We start from the raw sequence: 16,086 nt of genomic DNA, 5'->3' as shown, positions 1-16,086 counted from the left end.
GACGCGCGCGGCCTTGCTGGCTTTCGTGGAAGCCTTGGCCGAGCAGCAAGCCATTGAAGACCATCTGGCGGAGACCGGACAGGATGACATCTACGACCCGCGCCGCGATCTACGCCCGCTTTAGCTCCGACCTCCAGAACGAACGCTCCTGCGACGATCAGATTGCCTATTGCGAAGCCTGGGCCGAGCGCCAGGGCCTCTTCGTCGTCGCCGCCTTCAGCGATGAGGCTGTGTCCGGCGCCAGCGCTATCAATCGACCGAGACTTGCCGGCATGCTCCGCATGGCGCGCGAAAAGCGCTTCGACGTGCTCGTCTGCGAAGATCTCGATCGCCTCGCTCGCAAGCAGGCCGACCTTCACCGAATTCGCGATGAACTAACCTTCCTTGGCATCCGCATAATGACGGTGTCGGACGGCACGGTCACCGCGATGCATGCCGGGCTGAAAGGCCTGATGAGCGAGATGTTCCTCGCCGAGCTGGGCAACAAAACCCGCCGCGGCATCGCCGCGCGCGTATCGGCCGGCGCCTCTGGTGGCGGCGTCAGCTTTGGCTATCGCGCCGTGCCGGGCAAGCCAGGCGAACACGAGATCAACGAGCGCGAGGCAGCGACTGTTCGGCGTATCTTCGCCGACTATATTGCCGGCCGCACCCCTCGGGAAATCGCAGCGGCCCTCAATGCCGAAAACATTCCGGGGCCACGCGGCGGAAAGTGGAATTCTTCGACGCTCAATGGCTCCAAGACCCGCGCCAACGGCGTGCTGCAGAACCGACTCTATATCGGCGAGATCGTCTGGAACCGGCAGCGCTTCATCAAAGACCCGGCGACGGGCAAGCGCGTTTCGCGACCCAATCCCGAATCCGAATGGCAAAGGTCTGCAGCACCCCACCTGGCAATCGTTGAGCAGACCATCTTTGGGCTGGCCCAGGCGCGCAAAGCCGAGCGGACGCAGGCGTCAGGGCCAGTCGCGGCCAAGCCCCGTCATTTCCTTTCCGGCCTTACGAAATGCGGCTGCTGCGGCGCAAGCTATACCGTCATCGGCAATGATCGCATCGGCTGCGCCGGCTATCGCGAGCGCGGTGATTGCGAAAATGGTCGCTCGATCACGCGGGCGCATGTCGAAGAGCGTGTGCTCAACGCCCTCGATGCCTACCTGGCCGATCCCGAGATGATCGCCGCCTACATTTCGCACTACCACCTGAAGCGCCGCGAGCTTGCGGCGACTAAGACCAGCCAGCTGAAGTCCATCGCCGATCGCCTGCCCGATCTCGACAAGCAGATCGAGAAACTCATCGACCTGCTTGTCGAAGGCAGTGCTACTGACGGAGTGCTTGATCGTTTGCGGAAAATGGAGGCCGAACGCGCCGAGCTGCGCGCGGAAGCCGAAGCCCTCAAAGCCGATGACGAACCGATCGTCCTTCACCCCTCTGCAGCAGATCGCTACCGCCAGCTCATCAAAGAGCTACGCATGCATCTGGAAGGTTTGCGGGAAGGCCAGCCGCGCGATCTCATCTTTGAGCGCCTGCGGGGCATGATCGAGAAAGTCGTCATCACGCCGAAGGGCGCGCGGCAGCCCGTGGACATCCAAGTCCATGGTTTACTTGCAGAATTGCTGGTCGACAAAAAGGAAACACCCCTAAATGCCAGGGCATTTAGGGGTGCAATGGTTGCGGGAGCAGGATTTGAACCTGCGACCTTCAGGTTATGAGCCTGACGAGCTACCGGGCTGCTCCATCCCGCGTCATTCACTGCGCCGCGGCGCTGTGTGAGGGCTATATAGGGGGGACCGTCGAAGACCTCAACCCCCAAAGCGGCATGAGTGACGTTTTTTTGACATGTTGCGGAAAACTCTCGGGAAATGGCCATTCCCTGCCGCGCGCATGTGGAAAACTTCTGCGCCCGAACGCCTTGGGCGCCCCCTGCCGTTTCCGAAGCGCACCGCACCGTCTAGGGTCGCGCCACTTCGTCACTCGAACCGGGATTACGCGCCATGGATATGAAAACACTCGGCCGCACCGGCATTGCCGTCACCGATATCTGCCTCGGCACCATGACCTGGGGCAGCCAGAACACCCAAGACGAGGGCCATGCCCAGATCGCCATGGCGCGCGATGCCGGCATCAATTTCATGGACACGGCCGAACTCTATGCTGTGCCCGGCAGCCCTGAAACCTCGGGCCGCACCGAGGAGATCATCGGCAATTGGTTCGCGGCGAACAATGATCGCGACAAGTGGGTCCTGGCGAGCAAGATCGGTGGCGGTGGCAACGGCTTCCTCCGCGGCGGCCGTCGGGCTGATGGCCCGAGCCTCCGCGAGGCGCTCGATGGCAGCCTCAAGCGTTTAAAGACCGACTATATCGATCTCTACCAGATCCATTGGGCGAGCCGCGGCCACTACCATTTCGAGAACTACTGGCGCTATGCCCCGGAAAAGCAGGACACTGCCGACGTTCTTGCCAATCTAGAAGACATGCTCGACGTCCTCGGCGATCTCATTAAAGCCGGCAAGATCCGGGCGATTGGCGTTTCCAACGAAACCACCTGGGGCATTTCCCAGTGGCTTCGTATCGCCGAAGCCAAGGGCCTACCTCGCCTCGCATCCGTCCAGAACGAATACAATTTTCTCCGCCGGCTTTTCGATCATGACCTGGCCGAACTCAGCCACCATGAAGATGTCGGCCTCCTCGCCTATTCCCCGCTCGCTGCGGGCATGCTGACGGGCAAATATCTCGATGACGCCAATCCCAAGGGCAGCCGCAAGGATTACCAAAAGGGCTTTTGGCGCCAGAACGAATTTTCGGAAGCTGCGACCCGCGAATATCTCGCTCTCGCCAAGGCCCATGGCCTAGAGCCCGCGCAAATGGCTATCGCCTTCTGCCGCTCGCGTCCCTTCACCACCTCCACCATCATCGGCGCTACGAGCATCGAGCAATTGGCCGTCAATCTCGGCGCCAAGGACCTGACGCTGTCGCCGGACGTGCTCGCTGGCATCGACGCCATCTATCGCCGCCACCCGCGTCCGCTATAATCGGCCGAAACGTTTGGGGGCCCGACGTGACATCGACGCTTTTCACCTCGCTTTTTCCGCTCCTTGCCTATTACGCCTATAATCTCCTGGTGCCGCTTGTCGAAAAGCGGCGCCCGTCGCTCTCGAGCATCATGAACATGCAGCGCCGTCGCTGGGTCAGCAATGCGACCCGGCGCGAAACGCCATTCGACGCCATCCTGTCGGGCAATATCATGGGGTCGGTGAGTTTTCTCGCCTCGACCTCAGTGCTGCTGGTGCTCGCGGTCTTTGCCGTCTTCGGCCAGGTGCCCGCGGTGATGGACACGCTCGGCACGCTCTCTGTCGAGCACACCTTCACCGTCGCCGACGTGCAAATCCATCTCATGGTCATGTTGACCATGTTTGTGCTCGCCTTCTTTGCCTTCACGCTCTCGCTGCGTCAGTTCAACCATTTCTGCATTATGCTCGGTGCGCTCGATCATGATCGGGTGACGAGCGAAGAAGAAATCGACGCCATCACCCGCATGAATGGGCTTGGCGCCAAAAACTTCAATTCCGGCATCCGCGCCTATTATTTTGCCGTCTCGACCGTCGCCTGGTTCGTCTCCGAATGGCTGGCGGTCGTGGCCTGCCTCGTGACCATTCTCATCATTGCCCACCGCGAGTTCTTCTCGACGGCTCACCGCACCGCGGCCACTGCGGCAGTCATTGCTGCCCGCCACCGCGAAAAGCTCAAAGAGGGCGAGGTCAGAGTGTCCGGCGACGGCGGCTTTTAGGCACAAACAAAAAGCCGCCCGGAAATCACCGGACGGCTCAATGTCACAAATCGCAAAAACCTATTTCGTCTTGGTCTTTCCGCTGGTGCTGCCCGAGCCGCTTGTCGCTTCGTTCAGCCGGGCCAGATTATCAATGGCCAGATCATAGCCCTGCGCAGCCGATTGCTCGTAATAGTCCTTGGCCTTGGCCTCATCGACCGGCACGCCGAGGCCGTTCTCATAGATATGGCCCATATTGTTGAGCCCGATCGGCTGGCCCTGTTCGGCGGCCATCTTCGTCCATTTCAGCGCCTCGGCATAATCGACATCGGTACCGGTGCCGTCCATGTAGAGAAGGCCGAGATTGACCGCCGCGCGCATTTCTCCGCCTTCCGCGGCTTCGCGATAGAGCTTTATCGCGCGGTTATAGTCCTGCGTTACGCCACGGCCGTCTTCGTAGAGCAGCGCCAGATTGTGCTTGGCGAGCGCCATGCCCTGCTCGGCTGCCAGCTCATAGAGTTCGGCCGCTTTCTTGAGGTCCTGCTTTACGCCTTCGCCGTTCTCATAGAGAAAGGCGAGATTGTTCTGGCCGTACATGTCGCCCTCGTCGGCCGCGACCTTATAGAGTTCGGCCGCACGCTTCGGGTCGCTCTTTTGCCCTAGCCCATCCTGGATCAGCTTGCCGAGATTGACGTGTGCCGACACGTCGCCGGCATCCACCGCCAGCTGGAACCAGGCGGCCGCCGCCACATAATCCTGCGGCACGCCGAGCCCATCCTGATACATCAGCCCAAGATTGGACTGCGCCTTGGGCATGCCCTGCTCGGCCGCCGCGCGATACCACCGGGCCGCCTCGCTATAATCCTGCTCCACACCCTCGGCGAAATCATAGGAGAGGCCAAGGCTGTTCTGCGCCAGGGCAAATCCGGCTTCGGCGCCGCGCTTCAAGAATTCCGCGCCGCGCTCCATATCGACATCGACGCCATCGCCAGTAATCAGCATGTCGCCAAAGATCGCCTGCGCGACGACGCTGTCGCCCTCTGCGGCTTCTTCGAACAGCGGCACCGCGTCCTCGTAATTGCCATCGGCGAAATAAGCGCGCGCCAGCCAGCCTTTGAGTTGAGAAGAATCCGGGTCTGCCTCGAGCGCCTTTTTGCAGGCTTCGATGGCCGTAGCGGTATTGATGTCCCAGGTTTCCCGGCCGGTGCTTTCGTATCCGACTTCATATTGGCTTGCCGCTTCGGCAGCACAGGCGTCGAATGTCGCGCTCGCCATTGCCGGCGCCGCCGGAACGAAGATGCCCGCGGCCAGAAAAGCCATGAGCGTCGTCCGTCGCGCCACTGGTCCGATAGGCTTCATCATTCTCTCCCAAAGATGGCTCAAAGTTTGAGCCAAGTTAGTCCAGTCTTTGTGGGCAACAAAAGGGCAATGCTGGATTTGATGCTGGTAAGCTGCCTTGCGAATGCGGCCGCGCCGCAGTATCAGGCGCCATGCCTCGGCTCATTCTCTTCAACAAGCCTTTTGACGTACTGACCCAATTCACCGGCGGCACGCCCGAGGAAACTTTGTCCGGCTATATCAAGGTCCCCGACGTCTACGCCGCAGGCCGGCTCGACAAGGATAGTGAAGGGCTTTTGTTGCTGACCGATGACGGCGCGCTCCAGGCCCATATCGCCTCGCCGCGCTTCAAGATGCCAAAGACCTATCTCGTCCAAGTCGAGGGTCTGCCGAGTGACGAGGCCCTTGCAAATCTTCGCGCCGGCGTCACGCTCAACGACGGGCCCACGCGGCCGGCAAAGGTCGAGCGCATCGACCGGCCCGATCTCTGGCCGCGCAATCCGCCTGTTCGCTTCCGCAAGAGTGTCCCCGACCAGTGGCTCTCGCTCACTATCACCGAGGGCCGAAACCGGCAGGTGCGCCGCATGACGGCCGCCGTCGGCCACCCAACCCTGCGCCTCGTGCGCTGGAGAATCGGCGATTGGACACTCGATGGCCTCGCGCCCGGCGAATGGCGCTTTGTCGAGCCGCCTACCCGGCCCGCGCGCTCATCGGCTCCGCCGCGGCCTAATAGGTCGCCCGTCCCCCAGAAAGGTCGAACACCGAGGCGGTCGTAAAGCTGTTTTCCCGGCTGACCAGCCAGGAGACCATATTGGCCACTTCCTCGACTTCGAGGAACCGCCCGCGCGGAATCCGGCTTAGCATATAGTCGATGAAATCGGGCTTTAGCTCGTCGAGAATGCGGGTCTTGGCCGTCGCAGGCGTGATGGCATTGATCGCGATGTCATATTTCGCGACTTCCTTGCCCACCGCCTTGGTCATGCCGATAACGCCGGCCTTGGCCGCGGCATAAGCTGCGGCATTGGGGTTGCCCTCCTTGGCCGCGATCGAGGCGATATTGACGATGCGCCCATAGTTCCGCGCCTTCATTCCCGGCAGGATGGCGCGGTTGACGTGAAAGGCGCCATTGAGATCGATATCGATCACCCTCCGCCATTCATCGAGCTCATATTCGTCGAGCGGCGCATTCTTCCCCGCGATCCCCGCCGAATGCACCAGAATATCGATGCGCCCGTGGGCGAGCTCGGTCGCAGCCGTCGCTGCCTCAACTGCCGCATAGTCGACGATATCGACAAGGCGCGTGGATGCCGCGCCGATCTCTTCTTTCGTCTCCGCTAGAAGGTCCGCTTCCCGATCCCAAAGGCTGACCACCGCGCCTGACGCGATCAATCGCCGCGCCACCGCAAGACCGATGCCTTGCGCCCCGCCAGTGACCACCGCCACCTGCCCCTCAAGATCGATCTTGTTCATCTCGCCTCATCCCTTTTGCTTTGCGATGAGACTAGAGCCGATCCGCCACCAAAGGCTAGTGCGCGGCGAGAGGAGCGAAGACCCCGCCTTCGAAAACCAGAGTCGCAAACCGCTCGCCCATCATTTGCTGCGTCGCAGCATCGGGATGCACCCGGTCTGGCAGCGGCATAAGCGCATGGTCGTCTGGCCCATAGAGCGCCTCGCCATCGAGATAATGGATATTCGGGTCCGACTTTTGCCGCTGTTCCACAATCGCTTTGAGCCGCTCCCGGATCACCCGCAAGCTCAGCTTCCCCGCCGCAACCTCAGCGCTTTGCCCCGTTGCTACAAAACCGACCCGCCCCTCGGCGAGCGCCGCAGTATCGAACTGCAGCGGGCCTGGCGTCTCCTCATGAATGGGGCAGTGGATCGGCCCGATCACCAGCAGTGGCGTCGCCTCGTGACCGTCGCGGATCGTGTCGAGGAACCCGTGCACCGCCGGCCCAAAGGCTCGCAGCCGCATCAGGTCCGCATTGACCACATTGATCCCGAGCTTGACGCTGATCAGGTCCGCCGCTGTGTCGCGCATCGCCCGAGCCGTAAACGGATCAAGCAAGGCGCCGCCGCCAAAGCCCAGATTGATCAATTCGACCCCGGCCCGCCGCGCCGCGAAGACCGTCCAGATGCCGGTTGGCAAAATCGCGTTCGACCCCTGACTGATCGAACTGCCATGATGCAGCCAGACGGGCCGCCCTGCGACAGGTTCGGGACTGATTGGAGCATCTGCGTGCAGCGCCTGCAACACCATGCTCTCATTATGCGGCAGCCAGATTTCCACCTGCTTGTCGCCTGCCGGCAGATCAAAGCTCAGAACCGCCGCCGGACCATCGACGACTTCGGTCGAGCCGGCACGCATATCGATCCGCAGCGTTCGCCCACCTTCCGCACTCAACTGCTGCGCCAAAACTCCATCGACATAGAGTTCGTAAACACCGAGCGGTCGCGCCGGCATGCCCACAAAGTCTCGCCGCGTCGTCAAGACTGTCAGTGAGACCTTACGTGCCGCAGTCCTGAACGCCAGCCGCACACCCGAAGGTTGTGCCTCGGCCATGGCCAGTTGCGGGTCGTCATTCTGCGCCCGCGCCTTGGCCGGCAGACGGTGCAGGACAACGCCGTTTGCTGTCCGCTCGAGTTCGACGACACCCTTGACGATCGCAGCGGTCAACGGGGCTTCAAATGCCAGCTCTGTCATTGCTTGCTATCCTTTTCCGCCCAGCCCGAAATGGCCATGTGCAAACTCTCCAAGCCCCGCGCCCATGAATCCGCCGCTTCCGGCGCGCTGTGGGCAAAGCTGCCCGAGCGTTCGAGCAGCACGAAGCCGAGCAGAAAGCTGCCCAGCAAGCGCGTCGCATGCACCTGATCGGCGTCATCGAGCGCATAGGACCGGAACACCGCCCGGCTTGCCCGCGCGATCCTGACGCCGGCACTCTGCATCGCGATCTCTTCACTCAAAGGATGTCGCGCAGCCTCAAATAGGCCTGGATGCACCAGCGCAAAATCCCGCTGTGCCTCGGCATAGGCATAGAGCGCGTCGCGGCCCGCACGTCCTGCAATCGCCTCGTCCACCATGTCTGCAAGCCGCCTCAACGCATTGAGCGCCACTTCGGCTTTGAGGTCATCGACATTGCGAACATGAGCGTAAAGGCTGGCGAGTTTGACGCCAAAACCCCGGGCCAGGGCTGCGAGGTTGAGCGCCACAAATCCGTCGGCCTCGGTCAGCGCTATCGCAGCTTCGATCAGCCGCTCTCGTGACAATCCTGCTCTTGGCATTTTTCTAACCGTATTAGTTTTTATCCTAATACACTTAGTTTTTTGCTCGTGACAATCCCTGAACGCGGCATTTTATGATGTTGACATTCAACTATCGGAAGCGTTTATTGCCGCGCGTTGAGACGACTATTCCGGCCCCTGCTATGCTCGTTTGCCAGTGCAATATGATCACATCTTCGGAGATCGAGGACATCGTTCTCGACCTGTTGAAGGCGGACCCTTGGCAGTTGGTGGTCCCTGCAAAAGTCTATAGCGAACTCAACAGACGTGCAAAATGCGCGGGCTGCGTGCCGAATGTGGTGGACATTATCGTTCAGGTCACAGAGAACTATCACGCTCAAAATGCCCACCCGCCTGGTGACGTCGTGACGTTCCAGACTGGGCTTGAAAAGCTCAAAAAGCAAAGCAGTGGAGTACGTCGTGAAAGGCGAAGCACAGGTCATCGAGCGGCTTAACGAAGCCCTCTTTCTCGAACTCGGCGCCGTCAATCAGTATTGGGTGCATTATCGCCTGCTGGATGATTGGGGCTACAAGAAGCTCGCCGCCAAGGAACGCGCCGAATCCATCGAAGAGATGCACCACGCCGATCGCCTGATCGAGCGCATCATCTTCCTCGAAGGCCATCCCAATCTGCAGCGCGTCGCTCCGCTCCGCATCGGCCAGACCATCAAGGAAGTGCTCGAAGCCGACCTTGCTGGCGAATACGATGCCCGCGCTGCCTATAAGGCGAGCCGCGAACTCTGCGAAAGCCTTGGCGACTATGTTTCGAAGAACCTCTTCGAAGCGCTGCTGACGGACGAAGAAGGTCACATCGACTTCCTCGAAACCCAGCTCGAGCTCCTCGACAAGATCGGCCCCGAAAAGTACGGCCAGCTCAATTCGGCCTCGGCCGACGAAGCAGAGTAACAGATCAAGTTTTGAAACGCCCGGCTCGCCCGGGCGTTTTGCTGTCCGGCTTTTGCTTTTTGGGGTGAAACACCATGGCCTATCACACCGGACGTCTCATCGATCACGTGCACCTGCGCGCACATGATTTCGAAAAAACCAGGCGCTTCTATCAGGCGATCCTCAACGTCCTCGGCATTCCCGTGACCGCGTCGGGCAAAGACTGGATGCAGGCCGACGAACTCTTCATCGATGAAACGCCGGGCGACATTCTCCCGAGCCACGTTCACCTCGCCTTCCAGGCGCGGGACGAAGCGATGGTAAAAGCCTTTTACGATGCGGCCATCGCTGCCGGCGGCACCGACAATGGCGGACCAGGCGAACGCCACTACCATCCCGGCTACTATGCCGCCTTCGTCATCGACCCCGACGGCAACAATATAGAAGCCGTCTTCCACGGCCCGAACACGCGCTCCGTCGAGTCGGTCGTCATCGAGCCGAAGCGGTAGGGAACAACTGACGCTTCACATTCCTTGATTGTCACCCCGGCGAAGGCCGGGGCCCATCTTGAGATGCAAAAATCTGGCGCCAGTTCTTCGAGCCATTCCCGCTTTCGCGAATGTGACGTTGCGGACCGCTATTCCTCGATCGGCTGGAACATCGAGTTAAGCTGCGACACGATCTGATCCATCGGCGCAATCGCTTCCGGCAATTGCTCCGGTGCTTCCGGCGCCACAGCCACATAGGGCACACCGCTCGGAAAGGCGCCGAAGCGCTGGAAGAACCCGACCATGTCGTCGAGCACCGGCGCACGCCAACGCCAGGCGGCGCCCATGGCGATCACCGGCTCCATATGCCCAAAGCCCTCATAGAACTGCGTCGTCACCCAAACGCCCTGCGCCCGCAACCGCTCGGCGAAATGATTGGTGTTCTGCACGCGCACGATCGGATCGGTGGTTCCCGAGGCCAGATACATCGGCGGCGCATCGGCCGTGATCAGATTGATCGGCTGCGTCCCTTCCGGGCTCGGCGCATAGCCGAAGGCTTCCTTCACTTCGCTATATTCGAAGGGGTAGAAGTCGTAAGGCCCAGAGAGGGCTCCAACCGCCAGGATCGGCATGGTCACCCCGAACTGCCGGCGATAGGACGGATCAAGCGCCAGCATCACCGCATTATAGGCGCCGGCCGAATGCCCCGCCAAAAACAGCCGGTTCGGGTCGCCACCATAATTGGCGATATTGTCCTGCACCCAACGCAGCGCCGCAGCGCTATCGTAGAGAAAATCGGGGAAGCGCACTTCGGGCACCAGCCGATAGTCGGCGATCACCGTCACGAAGCCGCGCGATGCGAGGGCGCGCCCGACAAACTGATAGTCGCTGCGCTCGCCGCGGCTCCAGCCGCCGCCATAGATGAAGAAAACCACCGGCGCCGGCGCGCCGCGCTGCTCGGGCGCATAGACATCGAGCTTATGGCGCGGACCATTGGCATAGGGAATGCCATCGCCCACCTTGGAGGTACCGCCATCCATCGCCGCGGGCAGGTTGAACGGATCCATCACCGAAACGGCATGCGCTTGGATCGGCAAGAGCGAAATCAAAATCGCCAGGGCGGCAAAAAAACGTGTTCTGGTCATTGGAAAATGGCTCAGGGCTAATGGAGTAAGCGCACCATGATGCGCGATGGAGATTATTGTGTGACGCCCGAAATGGGCGAGGGCAGGCGCACCGATCGCGGCGCGGGCCTGCCCCCTACTTAAGCCCATCCAGTCTGCGCGCCTATGGTTAACGGAATGTTAACATCAAAGTGTAGAACCCTAACGCTTCAGGCGATCAAGCAGCAGGCCCGAAATGTAGCCATCTGCCGGCAGTCCGGCGCTGGCCTGGAACGACAAAACCGCCGCCCGAGTCTTCGGCCCGACCACGCCATCAGGCGTACCGACATCGTATCCGGCGCGATTGAGCAGCCCCTGCAACTCGCTGCGCTGCGCCTTGCTCAGGGCAAAATCCCCGCTTGGCCAAGGGGTTGCAAAGCTCCCGCCGCCAAGAATCCGATCGGCCAGATGCCCAACAGCCAGCGCATAGCTGTCCGAATTGTTGTAACGCTTGATCACATCAAAATTGGGCAGCACGAGGAATGTCGGCCCGGACGCGCCTGCCGGTGCATAGAGCCGCGCTATGTCGCTGCCCCGGGGAAAAGCCCGCCCCGACACACGCGTAATGCCCATCTGTTGCCATTGGCTCAGCGGCGCTTTTTCCATCTGCCGCGCCGCAGCAAAATTGAAGCCGCGCGGGAGTTTAACCTCATAGCCCCAGGTCTCTCCCGGCCGCCAGCCAAAGGCGTTGAGATAGTTGGCCGTCGACCCCAAGGCATCGGGGATAGTGTTCCAGATATCCTTGCGCCCATCGCCATTGAAGTCGATCGCATAGCGCTGAAAGCTCGACGGCATAAACTGCGTATGCCCCATCGCGCCCGCCCAGGATCCGACCATGTTTGGCGGCGTCACATGTCCATCCGACACGATGCGCAGCGCTGTGATCAGCTCCTTGCGGAAAAAGTCGGCGCGATAATTGTTCTCGGTCAGGGTCGCGAGTGCATGGATCGTATTGGTCCCACCCATGAAGCCACCGAAATTCGTCTCCATGCCCCAAATGGCGAGCACGATCTCAGGCTGGACCCCGAAGCGCTCCTTGGCGCGCTGCAGGGTCTGGCGCCACTCCTGCGCCATGCCCTGGCCCTTATTGGCCTGGGCAGCGGTGACGCGCTTGTCGATATATTGCTGAACGGTCTGGCTGAACTCGGGCTGTTTTCGCGTCAGCTCCATGATCTTGTTATCAGGCGCATAACCGGCAAACGACGCATCGAACGCCGCACGCGAAACGCCATTGGCCGCCGCATCGGGCCAGAGCCCGCGCACGAAGTCGTCGCTGTTAGCAAAAGCCGGGCCAGCAAGCCCAAGCACTAAGGCGAGCGAAAGAGCTGCCCGTCGGGTAAAACTACGTCCAGCAAGACTTGCTGCAAATCGGATCATGTCGAGCCTCGTGATACGCGCGAACAAAAAGTCACGAGCGCGCCGGCAGTGCCGCATATGGCGCGCGTATCAAATAATTAACGCATCGGATTAAGATCGCCTTAAGGCAAAGCCTTGGTGCGATCACGATGAGTTCAAGCAAGCTTTGCTGATCGGTGACGCCAGTCTTAGGCCGGCAATTCGCCCATCGGCATGTCCCCATGCCCCTGTCGCTCGTTCTTTCCTTGCAGGTACCGCATCTTTGGCGTGGGTGTTTCGATGCCGCGCTCGGTAAAAAGCCGCATCAGGGTTTCGCTGTAAAAGCGCCCCGCGCCCCACTGCTTGCCCGCCAGCGTCTTGATGCGCGAACGCAGCGACACCGATTGCGGCGTGATCGCGATTAACCCCTGCAGATCGAGATCGTCGAGAATGACATCGCGATATTCCTGGATTTCCATGACCTTGGCAAAGGCGTCGCGCATAGCCTGCTTGGCGCCTTCGATATCGCTGTCATAGGCAATCTCGACCTCGGACACATAGAACGAGAAACCGCGCATCATGTTCGAGACCTGATCGACCGAGGAAAACGGGATCAGATGCACCGTACCGCTCATGTCGCGAATGGTGACGGAGCGGATGGTCAGCTTCTCGACCACGCCCGACTTGCCAGCCGCCTCGACGACGTCGCCTTCATTCATGACATTCTCGAACTGAATGAAGATGCCCGTGATGATGTCCTGCACCAGCTTCTGCGCACCAAAACCGATAGCAAGACCAACAACACCCGCACCAGCAAGGAGCGGCGCGATATTTACCCCGATCTGCGCCAGAGCCAGCATGAGTCCAAAAATCACCAAGGCAACGGTGAAGGCGTTCTTGAACAAGTTGAGTAGCGTCTTTTCGCGTGGCGTCGGCATGCGCCCTGTATTGGCACTCAGACGGTATTCAACCCATGAGGCGACGACGACATGCAGGATAATAGCAATGAGGATGATCAGCGCTGCCGAGACGATGGACCCGGCAACCGCCAACCCTTCGTCGCTGCCAATCCAGCCCGCAAAGTCGAAGAGCGCCCAAGCCTGGCCGATGGCGATGATCACCCCGGCAATCACTACCCAGCGCACGACCGCCATTACGGCCGGCACAAAAGCCTTTAACCGGCTCTCAAGCAGCGGAAGGCGTTGGCTGACATCGCCGGGAAGTTTGAGGCCAACGCTGACGAAGCGGCTGATGAACCCAACGATCAGGGAACCAACGACCACGGCAATCAACGATTGCAGGGTCGCGCCCAACATGAACGGCAGAGCTTGGTCAGGATTGGCAAACCACACGACAAGCAGCGCAAGGAGATAAGTGATCGCCAACACATGCCAATGCTGCCCCACGGCGGCGAGCACCCGCCAAAGCCCGGAATGCCCATGCTTGGCCGATAGCTCTGCTAGCCAAAGCCGCACATCGTCCTTGTTTTGCAAGACGATAATGACGCCAACGATCACCGCCGTGACCATGACCAGCACCTGAACCGCCGCCGAGGCAGCCGGCGATATCGTCGTCCGCGCCATCGGCGCGACGAACATAAAAGTATATCCCAGGAGCGAAATGACGCGCGCTAGCCAGAACGACCAATAGGCCGCGTTGTCATCGGTGACGGGGAGAAATCGCAGATCGATATGCCGCGGCGCGAGGAGAACGCGGATCACGAGCTTGCACAGCTCGACGAGAAGAAAGGCATTGAGCAAGAGGCTCTGATTGATGCCCATCTCGCCCGACGGCGTCGTCCCGAAATTGAGAGCCAAGATGTAGCCAAATGCCCAAGCGGCAACGACAGTCAGCGTATCGATCGCCGTGCCGACGATGACAATACCAAGTTTTTTCCAGACATTGCGTTTCCCAGCACCGCGGGAGATCCGCGCAAGCAATGGCTGCGCGATCAATTTGAAGATCCAGAAACTTCCGAAAAGCCCAACCAGGACTATGCCGAGATTGATGGCTAGCGTCCGGATCACATCATAGTCTGCGCTGAGTGTGCCATTGATGGCATGCCGGAAATTCAGAAAAATCCCACCGACGGCCCGCACCGTCGCCGAAGCCCCCTGTGCAACGCTACGCGTATACTCGGCAAGCTGCCGGGCAATGCTGAGGTCGGGCAAAGCCTCCTCTGCCGGCGCCGCGTCTTCCGCGGGAGCAGCCTGCTTCAACTGCTCGATTAAAGCTGCACGCGCTGTATCGTTCTCGAGAATTCTGACGAGATCATCGACCGCCTGCGTCGACCCCGCATCGGTAGTTTCAGTCTCTGCCGGCGCCGGTGAAATCCCAGGCACCTGCGCAAGGGCTGGCGAAACGAGGAGAAGTGCGAAGACGCAAAGACGAATGATGAACTGCATAGCCAACGCAAATGACGATGAAAATGGGCTTCAACATGGCGGCTAGGGAGATGACGTCAAGTAGTCGTCTTAATGACGCTACGTAATGATCCGCAGGAGCGCTGGTGGTTCCGCACCACGATCTGTGCTATGATAGGACATAGGGAGCGGGGCGGCCTTATCAAACGCGCAGTTTCTGAGCCTGTACGGCATCATCAAGTGCTACGGGTTTATCCGCAGAACATGGTCCGCGATCATTTGCGATCCTCACCGACTGAAAAGGGCGCGTTGACGCGCCAGTAGCACCTTATCCGGCCAGTCTTCTTCGTTTTCTGGCAAGCGCAGAAAACGATGCTTAATTGTCCGCGTTAGGTCATCCTCGGGCCGCGGCTCCCAACTATAGTCGTCATGAATTATAAGTCCGCCCCCATCGAGTCGGCTATGGCAGGTGGGATCCATCAGAATTCCGCCGCTGACGCGATGGTGGATCTCCTTGGAATGCGGATAGATGTGAGCCGCGATGAGGCCACAAAAACCACCCTCATATAGCAGTTCGACGCCGCTTATAGCGCAGCGCCCACCATACGCTCGATAAATCATTAGACGGAATTCGGGATCACGAATTTGTCGGATGTGGTTTTGGAAGCGTGGTACGGTGACGATAACGTCTGGGCTACCTGTGAAAGGTGTCTGGGTATCTCCTTCGGTGATGTCGCGATATTGCTGGATGCTGATTTCGCGGACGTCGTAAGCTGCGCTCCAACCTTTCAGCGCTCCACTGGGAGAAAAAAGGGTCGGTTCAAATGCTTTTTCTCCAGCGAGCAAGACTTTTGGGTGACTAAGCGCCTCAACCTTGCTTACGCGAATATCGACATGTAGATGATCATAGGGCAAGACGATCACCTCCTCAATTATTGCTGTAGCAAAATAGCCAACTGCCACATTGGATCGGTCGGCTTGTCGAGCGCTTTGATAAAGAACCACACGACATCCGACGCAGCGTGCGACCAGCCCAGCAAAATTCGATCTGATCGAAATAAGTCCCGATTCCTGGATGCGAGTACGGCTGCTTTCAGCAATTCGAATTACGGCATGTGGCACGTTTGCACGTTAGGATGAATACGTATCCGAACGTTAAAGAATTGCAGAATCCTGCGCTGACGATGCTGCCAAGGTGCGCATAAATAGCGGTTACGCGAACGCCCTTATAGGCTTCGTTTCGGACTTGTAAGACCTAAGCGCATCGTTAGATCGCAAATCGAGTTCGGCAGTCGTGACGAAGGCGTCGAGCTGCGGAACTCAATTAGACGCGCAGTCATTGGCGGCAGCGACGTATCCGCCCATTCTCTTGCACCAAACAGCAAAGCCCCGGTTCTTTCGAACCGGGGCTTTGCTGTTTTGTATCGTAGAGAGGATGTGTTTTTAGCAGACCTTGCAGTGACCTACTCTCCCAA

Annotated in this window: 15 protein-coding genes, 1 tRNA gene and 1 pseudogene; 7 read left to right on the top strand and 10 right to left on the bottom strand. The window is 59.7% G+C overall.

The genetic code is table 11. The features are described from left to right. Window positions 1–83: 83 nt before the first annotated feature. Window positions 84–1,082 (top strand): annotated as a pseudogene (locus tag ASG47_RS21280) (recombinase family protein); the annotation flags it as partial. Between the two features lie 378 nt (window positions 1,083–1,460). Here ASG47_RS21280 and ASG47_RS21180 read toward each other — a convergent pair. Together ASG47_RS21180 and ASG47_RS03985 are read right to left on the bottom strand one after the other, a co-directional pair. Beyond that, the gene (locus ASG47_RS21180; protein WP_274532515.1) at window positions 1,461–1,592 is read right to left on the bottom strand and encodes a hypothetical protein; all 132 of its coding nucleotides are present in this window, start codon (window positions 1,590–1,592) and stop codon (window positions 1,461–1,463) included. Between the two features lie 70 nt (window positions 1,593–1,662). After that, window positions 1,663–1,739, bottom strand: a tRNA-Met gene (locus tag ASG47_RS03985). Between the two features lie 249 nt (window positions 1,740–1,988). Between ASG47_RS03985 and ASG47_RS03980 the strand changes: the two genes are divergently transcribed. Then, a complete protein-coding gene (locus tag ASG47_RS03980; protein ID WP_061907461.1) occupies window positions 1,989–3,026 on the top strand; it encodes an aldo/keto reductase in 1,038 nt (345 codons plus the stop codon). A gap of 26 nt (window positions 3,027–3,052) precedes the next feature. Next, the gene (locus tag ASG47_RS03975) at window positions 3,053–3,781 is read left to right on the top strand and encodes a DUF599 domain-containing protein (protein WP_082511552.1); all 729 of its coding nucleotides are present in this window, start codon (window positions 3,053–3,055) and stop codon (window positions 3,779–3,781) included. Window positions 3,782–3,841: 60 nt separating this feature from the next. On the opposite strand, the gene ASG47_RS03970 is transcribed toward ASG47_RS03975, so the two are convergent. Beyond that, window positions 3,842–5,119, bottom strand: coding sequence for a tetratricopeptide repeat protein (locus tag ASG47_RS03970; RefSeq protein ID WP_162243210.1), 1,278 nt, complete (start codon window positions 5,117–5,119; stop codon window positions 3,842–3,844). A gap of 131 nt (window positions 5,120–5,250) precedes the next feature. Between ASG47_RS03970 and ASG47_RS03965 the strand changes: the two genes are divergently transcribed. Further along, window positions 5,251–5,874 carry a pseudouridine synthase gene (locus ASG47_RS03965; RefSeq protein ID WP_082511550.1) on the top strand — a complete coding sequence of 208 codons (624 nt, stop codon included), beginning with the start codon at window positions 5,251–5,253 and terminating at the stop codon, window positions 5,872–5,874. Here the strand turns inward: ASG47_RS03965 and ASG47_RS03960 are convergent. Genes ASG47_RS03960 through ASG47_RS03950 form a run of 3 tightly spaced genes read right to left on the bottom strand, consistent with a single transcriptional unit; the run spans window position 5,825 to window position 8,377 of the window. Continuing rightward, window positions 5,825–6,568 (bottom strand): SDR family NAD(P)-dependent oxidoreductase, encoded by a 744-nt coding sequence (locus ASG47_RS03960; RefSeq protein WP_061907459.1) that lies wholly within the window; start codon window positions 6,566–6,568, stop codon window positions 5,825–5,827. The two genes, ASG47_RS03965 and ASG47_RS03960, sit on opposite strands and share 50 nt — an antisense overlap. A 55-nt stretch (window positions 6,569–6,623) precedes the next feature. Next, window positions 6,624–7,799, bottom strand: a complete 1,176-nt coding sequence (locus ASG47_RS03955; RefSeq protein ID WP_061907458.1) for an SGNH/GDSL hydrolase family protein — start codon at window positions 7,797–7,799, stop codon at window positions 6,624–6,626. After that, window positions 7,796–8,377 carry a TetR/AcrR family transcriptional regulator gene (locus ASG47_RS03950; protein WP_061907457.1) on the bottom strand — a complete coding sequence of 194 codons (582 nt, stop codon included), beginning with the start codon at window positions 8,375–8,377 and terminating at the stop codon, window positions 7,796–7,798. Before ASG47_RS03950 ends, ASG47_RS03955 begins: the two co-directional genes overlap by 4 nt. Before the next feature lie 74 nt (window positions 8,378–8,451). Between ASG47_RS03950 and ASG47_RS03945 the strand changes: the two genes are divergently transcribed. The 3 genes from ASG47_RS03945 (at window position 8,452) to ASG47_RS03935 (ending at window position 9,771) form a co-directional block, all read left to right on the top strand. Beyond that, window positions 8,452–8,832 (top strand): (2Fe-2S)-binding protein, encoded by a 381-nt coding sequence (locus ASG47_RS03945; RefSeq protein ID WP_244483959.1) that lies wholly within the window; start codon window positions 8,452–8,454, stop codon window positions 8,830–8,832. Continuing rightward, a complete protein-coding gene (gene bfr, locus ASG47_RS03940; RefSeq protein ID WP_061907456.1) occupies window positions 8,798–9,283 on the top strand; it encodes a bacterioferritin in 486 nt (161 codons plus the stop codon). Before ASG47_RS03945 ends, bfr begins: the two co-directional genes overlap by 35 nt. Window positions 9,284–9,357: 74 nt before the next feature. After that, a complete protein-coding gene (locus tag ASG47_RS03935) occupies window positions 9,358–9,771 on the top strand; it encodes a VOC family protein (protein WP_061907455.1) in 414 nt (137 codons plus the stop codon). A gap of 128 nt (window positions 9,772–9,899) precedes the next feature. Here ASG47_RS03935 and ASG47_RS03930 read toward each other — a convergent pair whose 3' ends face one another. The 4 genes from ASG47_RS03930 to ASG47_RS03915 form a co-directional block, all read right to left on the bottom strand. Beyond that, a complete protein-coding gene (locus tag ASG47_RS03930) occupies window positions 9,900–10,895 on the bottom strand; it encodes an alpha/beta hydrolase (protein WP_244487034.1) in 996 nt (331 codons plus the stop codon). Window positions 10,896–11,075: 180 nt separating this feature from the next. Beyond that, window positions 11,076–12,290 carry a lytic murein transglycosylase gene (locus tag ASG47_RS03925; protein WP_061907454.1) on the bottom strand — a complete coding sequence of 405 codons (1,215 nt, stop codon included), beginning with the start codon at window positions 12,288–12,290 and terminating at the stop codon, window positions 11,076–11,078. A gap of 167 nt (window positions 12,291–12,457) precedes the next feature. Then, the gene (locus ASG47_RS03920; RefSeq protein ID WP_061907453.1) at window positions 12,458–14,653 is read right to left on the bottom strand and encodes a mechanosensitive ion channel domain-containing protein; all 2,196 of its coding nucleotides are present in this window, start codon (window positions 14,651–14,653) and stop codon (window positions 12,458–12,460) included. Between the two features lie 246 nt (window positions 14,654–14,899). After that, window positions 14,900–15,616 carry an HNH endonuclease gene (locus tag ASG47_RS03915; RefSeq protein WP_156463973.1) on the bottom strand — a complete coding sequence of 239 codons (717 nt, stop codon included), beginning with the start codon at window positions 15,614–15,616 and terminating at the stop codon, window positions 14,900–14,902. Window positions 15,617–16,086: the final 470 nt, after the last annotated feature.

This window comes from Devosia sp. Leaf420, assembly GCF_001425445.1.
Lineage (GTDB): Bacteria > Pseudomonadota > Alphaproteobacteria > Rhizobiales > Devosiaceae > Devosia.
The sequence above is the reverse complement of the archived record's forward strand: the minus strand, read 5'-3'. Positions and strand labels throughout refer to the sequence as shown.

What these genes read in the sequence shown, in the direction of transcription:
- ASG47_RS03945 (WP_244483959.1), top strand. Translation starts at nt 8,452, where the DNA reads ATGATGTTGACATTCAACTATCGGAAGCGTTTATTGCCGCGCGTTGAG.
- ASG47_RS03960 (WP_061907459.1), bottom strand. Translation starts at nt 6,568, where the DNA reads ATGAACAAGATCGATCTTGAGGGGCAGGTGGCGGTGGTCACTGGCGGG.
- ASG47_RS03930 (WP_244487034.1), bottom strand. Translation starts at nt 10,895, where the DNA reads ATGACCAGAACACGTTTTTTTGCCGCCCTGGCGATTTTGATTTCGCTC.
- ASG47_RS03955 (WP_061907458.1), bottom strand. Translation starts at nt 7,799, where the DNA reads ATGACAGAGCTGGCATTTGAAGCCCCGTTGACCGCTGCGATCGTCAAG.
- ASG47_RS03980 (WP_061907461.1), top strand. Translation starts at nt 1,989, where the DNA reads ATGGATATGAAAACACTCGGCCGCACCGGCATTGCCGTCACCGATATC.
- ASG47_RS03965 (WP_082511550.1), top strand. Translation starts at nt 5,251, where the DNA reads ATGCCTCGGCTCATTCTCTTCAACAAGCCTTTTGACGTACTGACCCAA.
- ASG47_RS03950 (WP_061907457.1), bottom strand. Translation starts at nt 8,377, where the DNA reads ATGCCAAGAGCAGGATTGTCACGAGAGCGGCTGATCGAAGCTGCGATA.
- ASG47_RS03970 (WP_162243210.1), bottom strand. Translation starts at nt 5,119, where the DNA reads ATGAAGCCTATCGGACCAGTGGCGCGACGGACGACGCTCATGGCTTTT.
- ASG47_RS03925 (WP_061907454.1), bottom strand. Translation starts at nt 12,290, where the DNA reads ATGATCCGATTTGCAGCAAGTCTTGCTGGACGTAGTTTTACCCGACGG.
- ASG47_RS03935 (WP_061907455.1), top strand. Translation starts at nt 9,358, where the DNA reads ATGGCCTATCACACCGGACGTCTCATCGATCACGTGCACCTGCGCGCA.
- ASG47_RS21180 (WP_274532515.1), bottom strand. Translation starts at nt 1,592, where the DNA reads ATGGACTTGGATGTCCACGGGCTGCCGCGCGCCCTTCGGCGTGATGAC.
- ASG47_RS03920 (WP_061907453.1), bottom strand. Translation starts at nt 14,653, where the DNA reads ATGCAGTTCATCATTCGTCTTTGCGTCTTCGCACTTCTCCTCGTTTCG.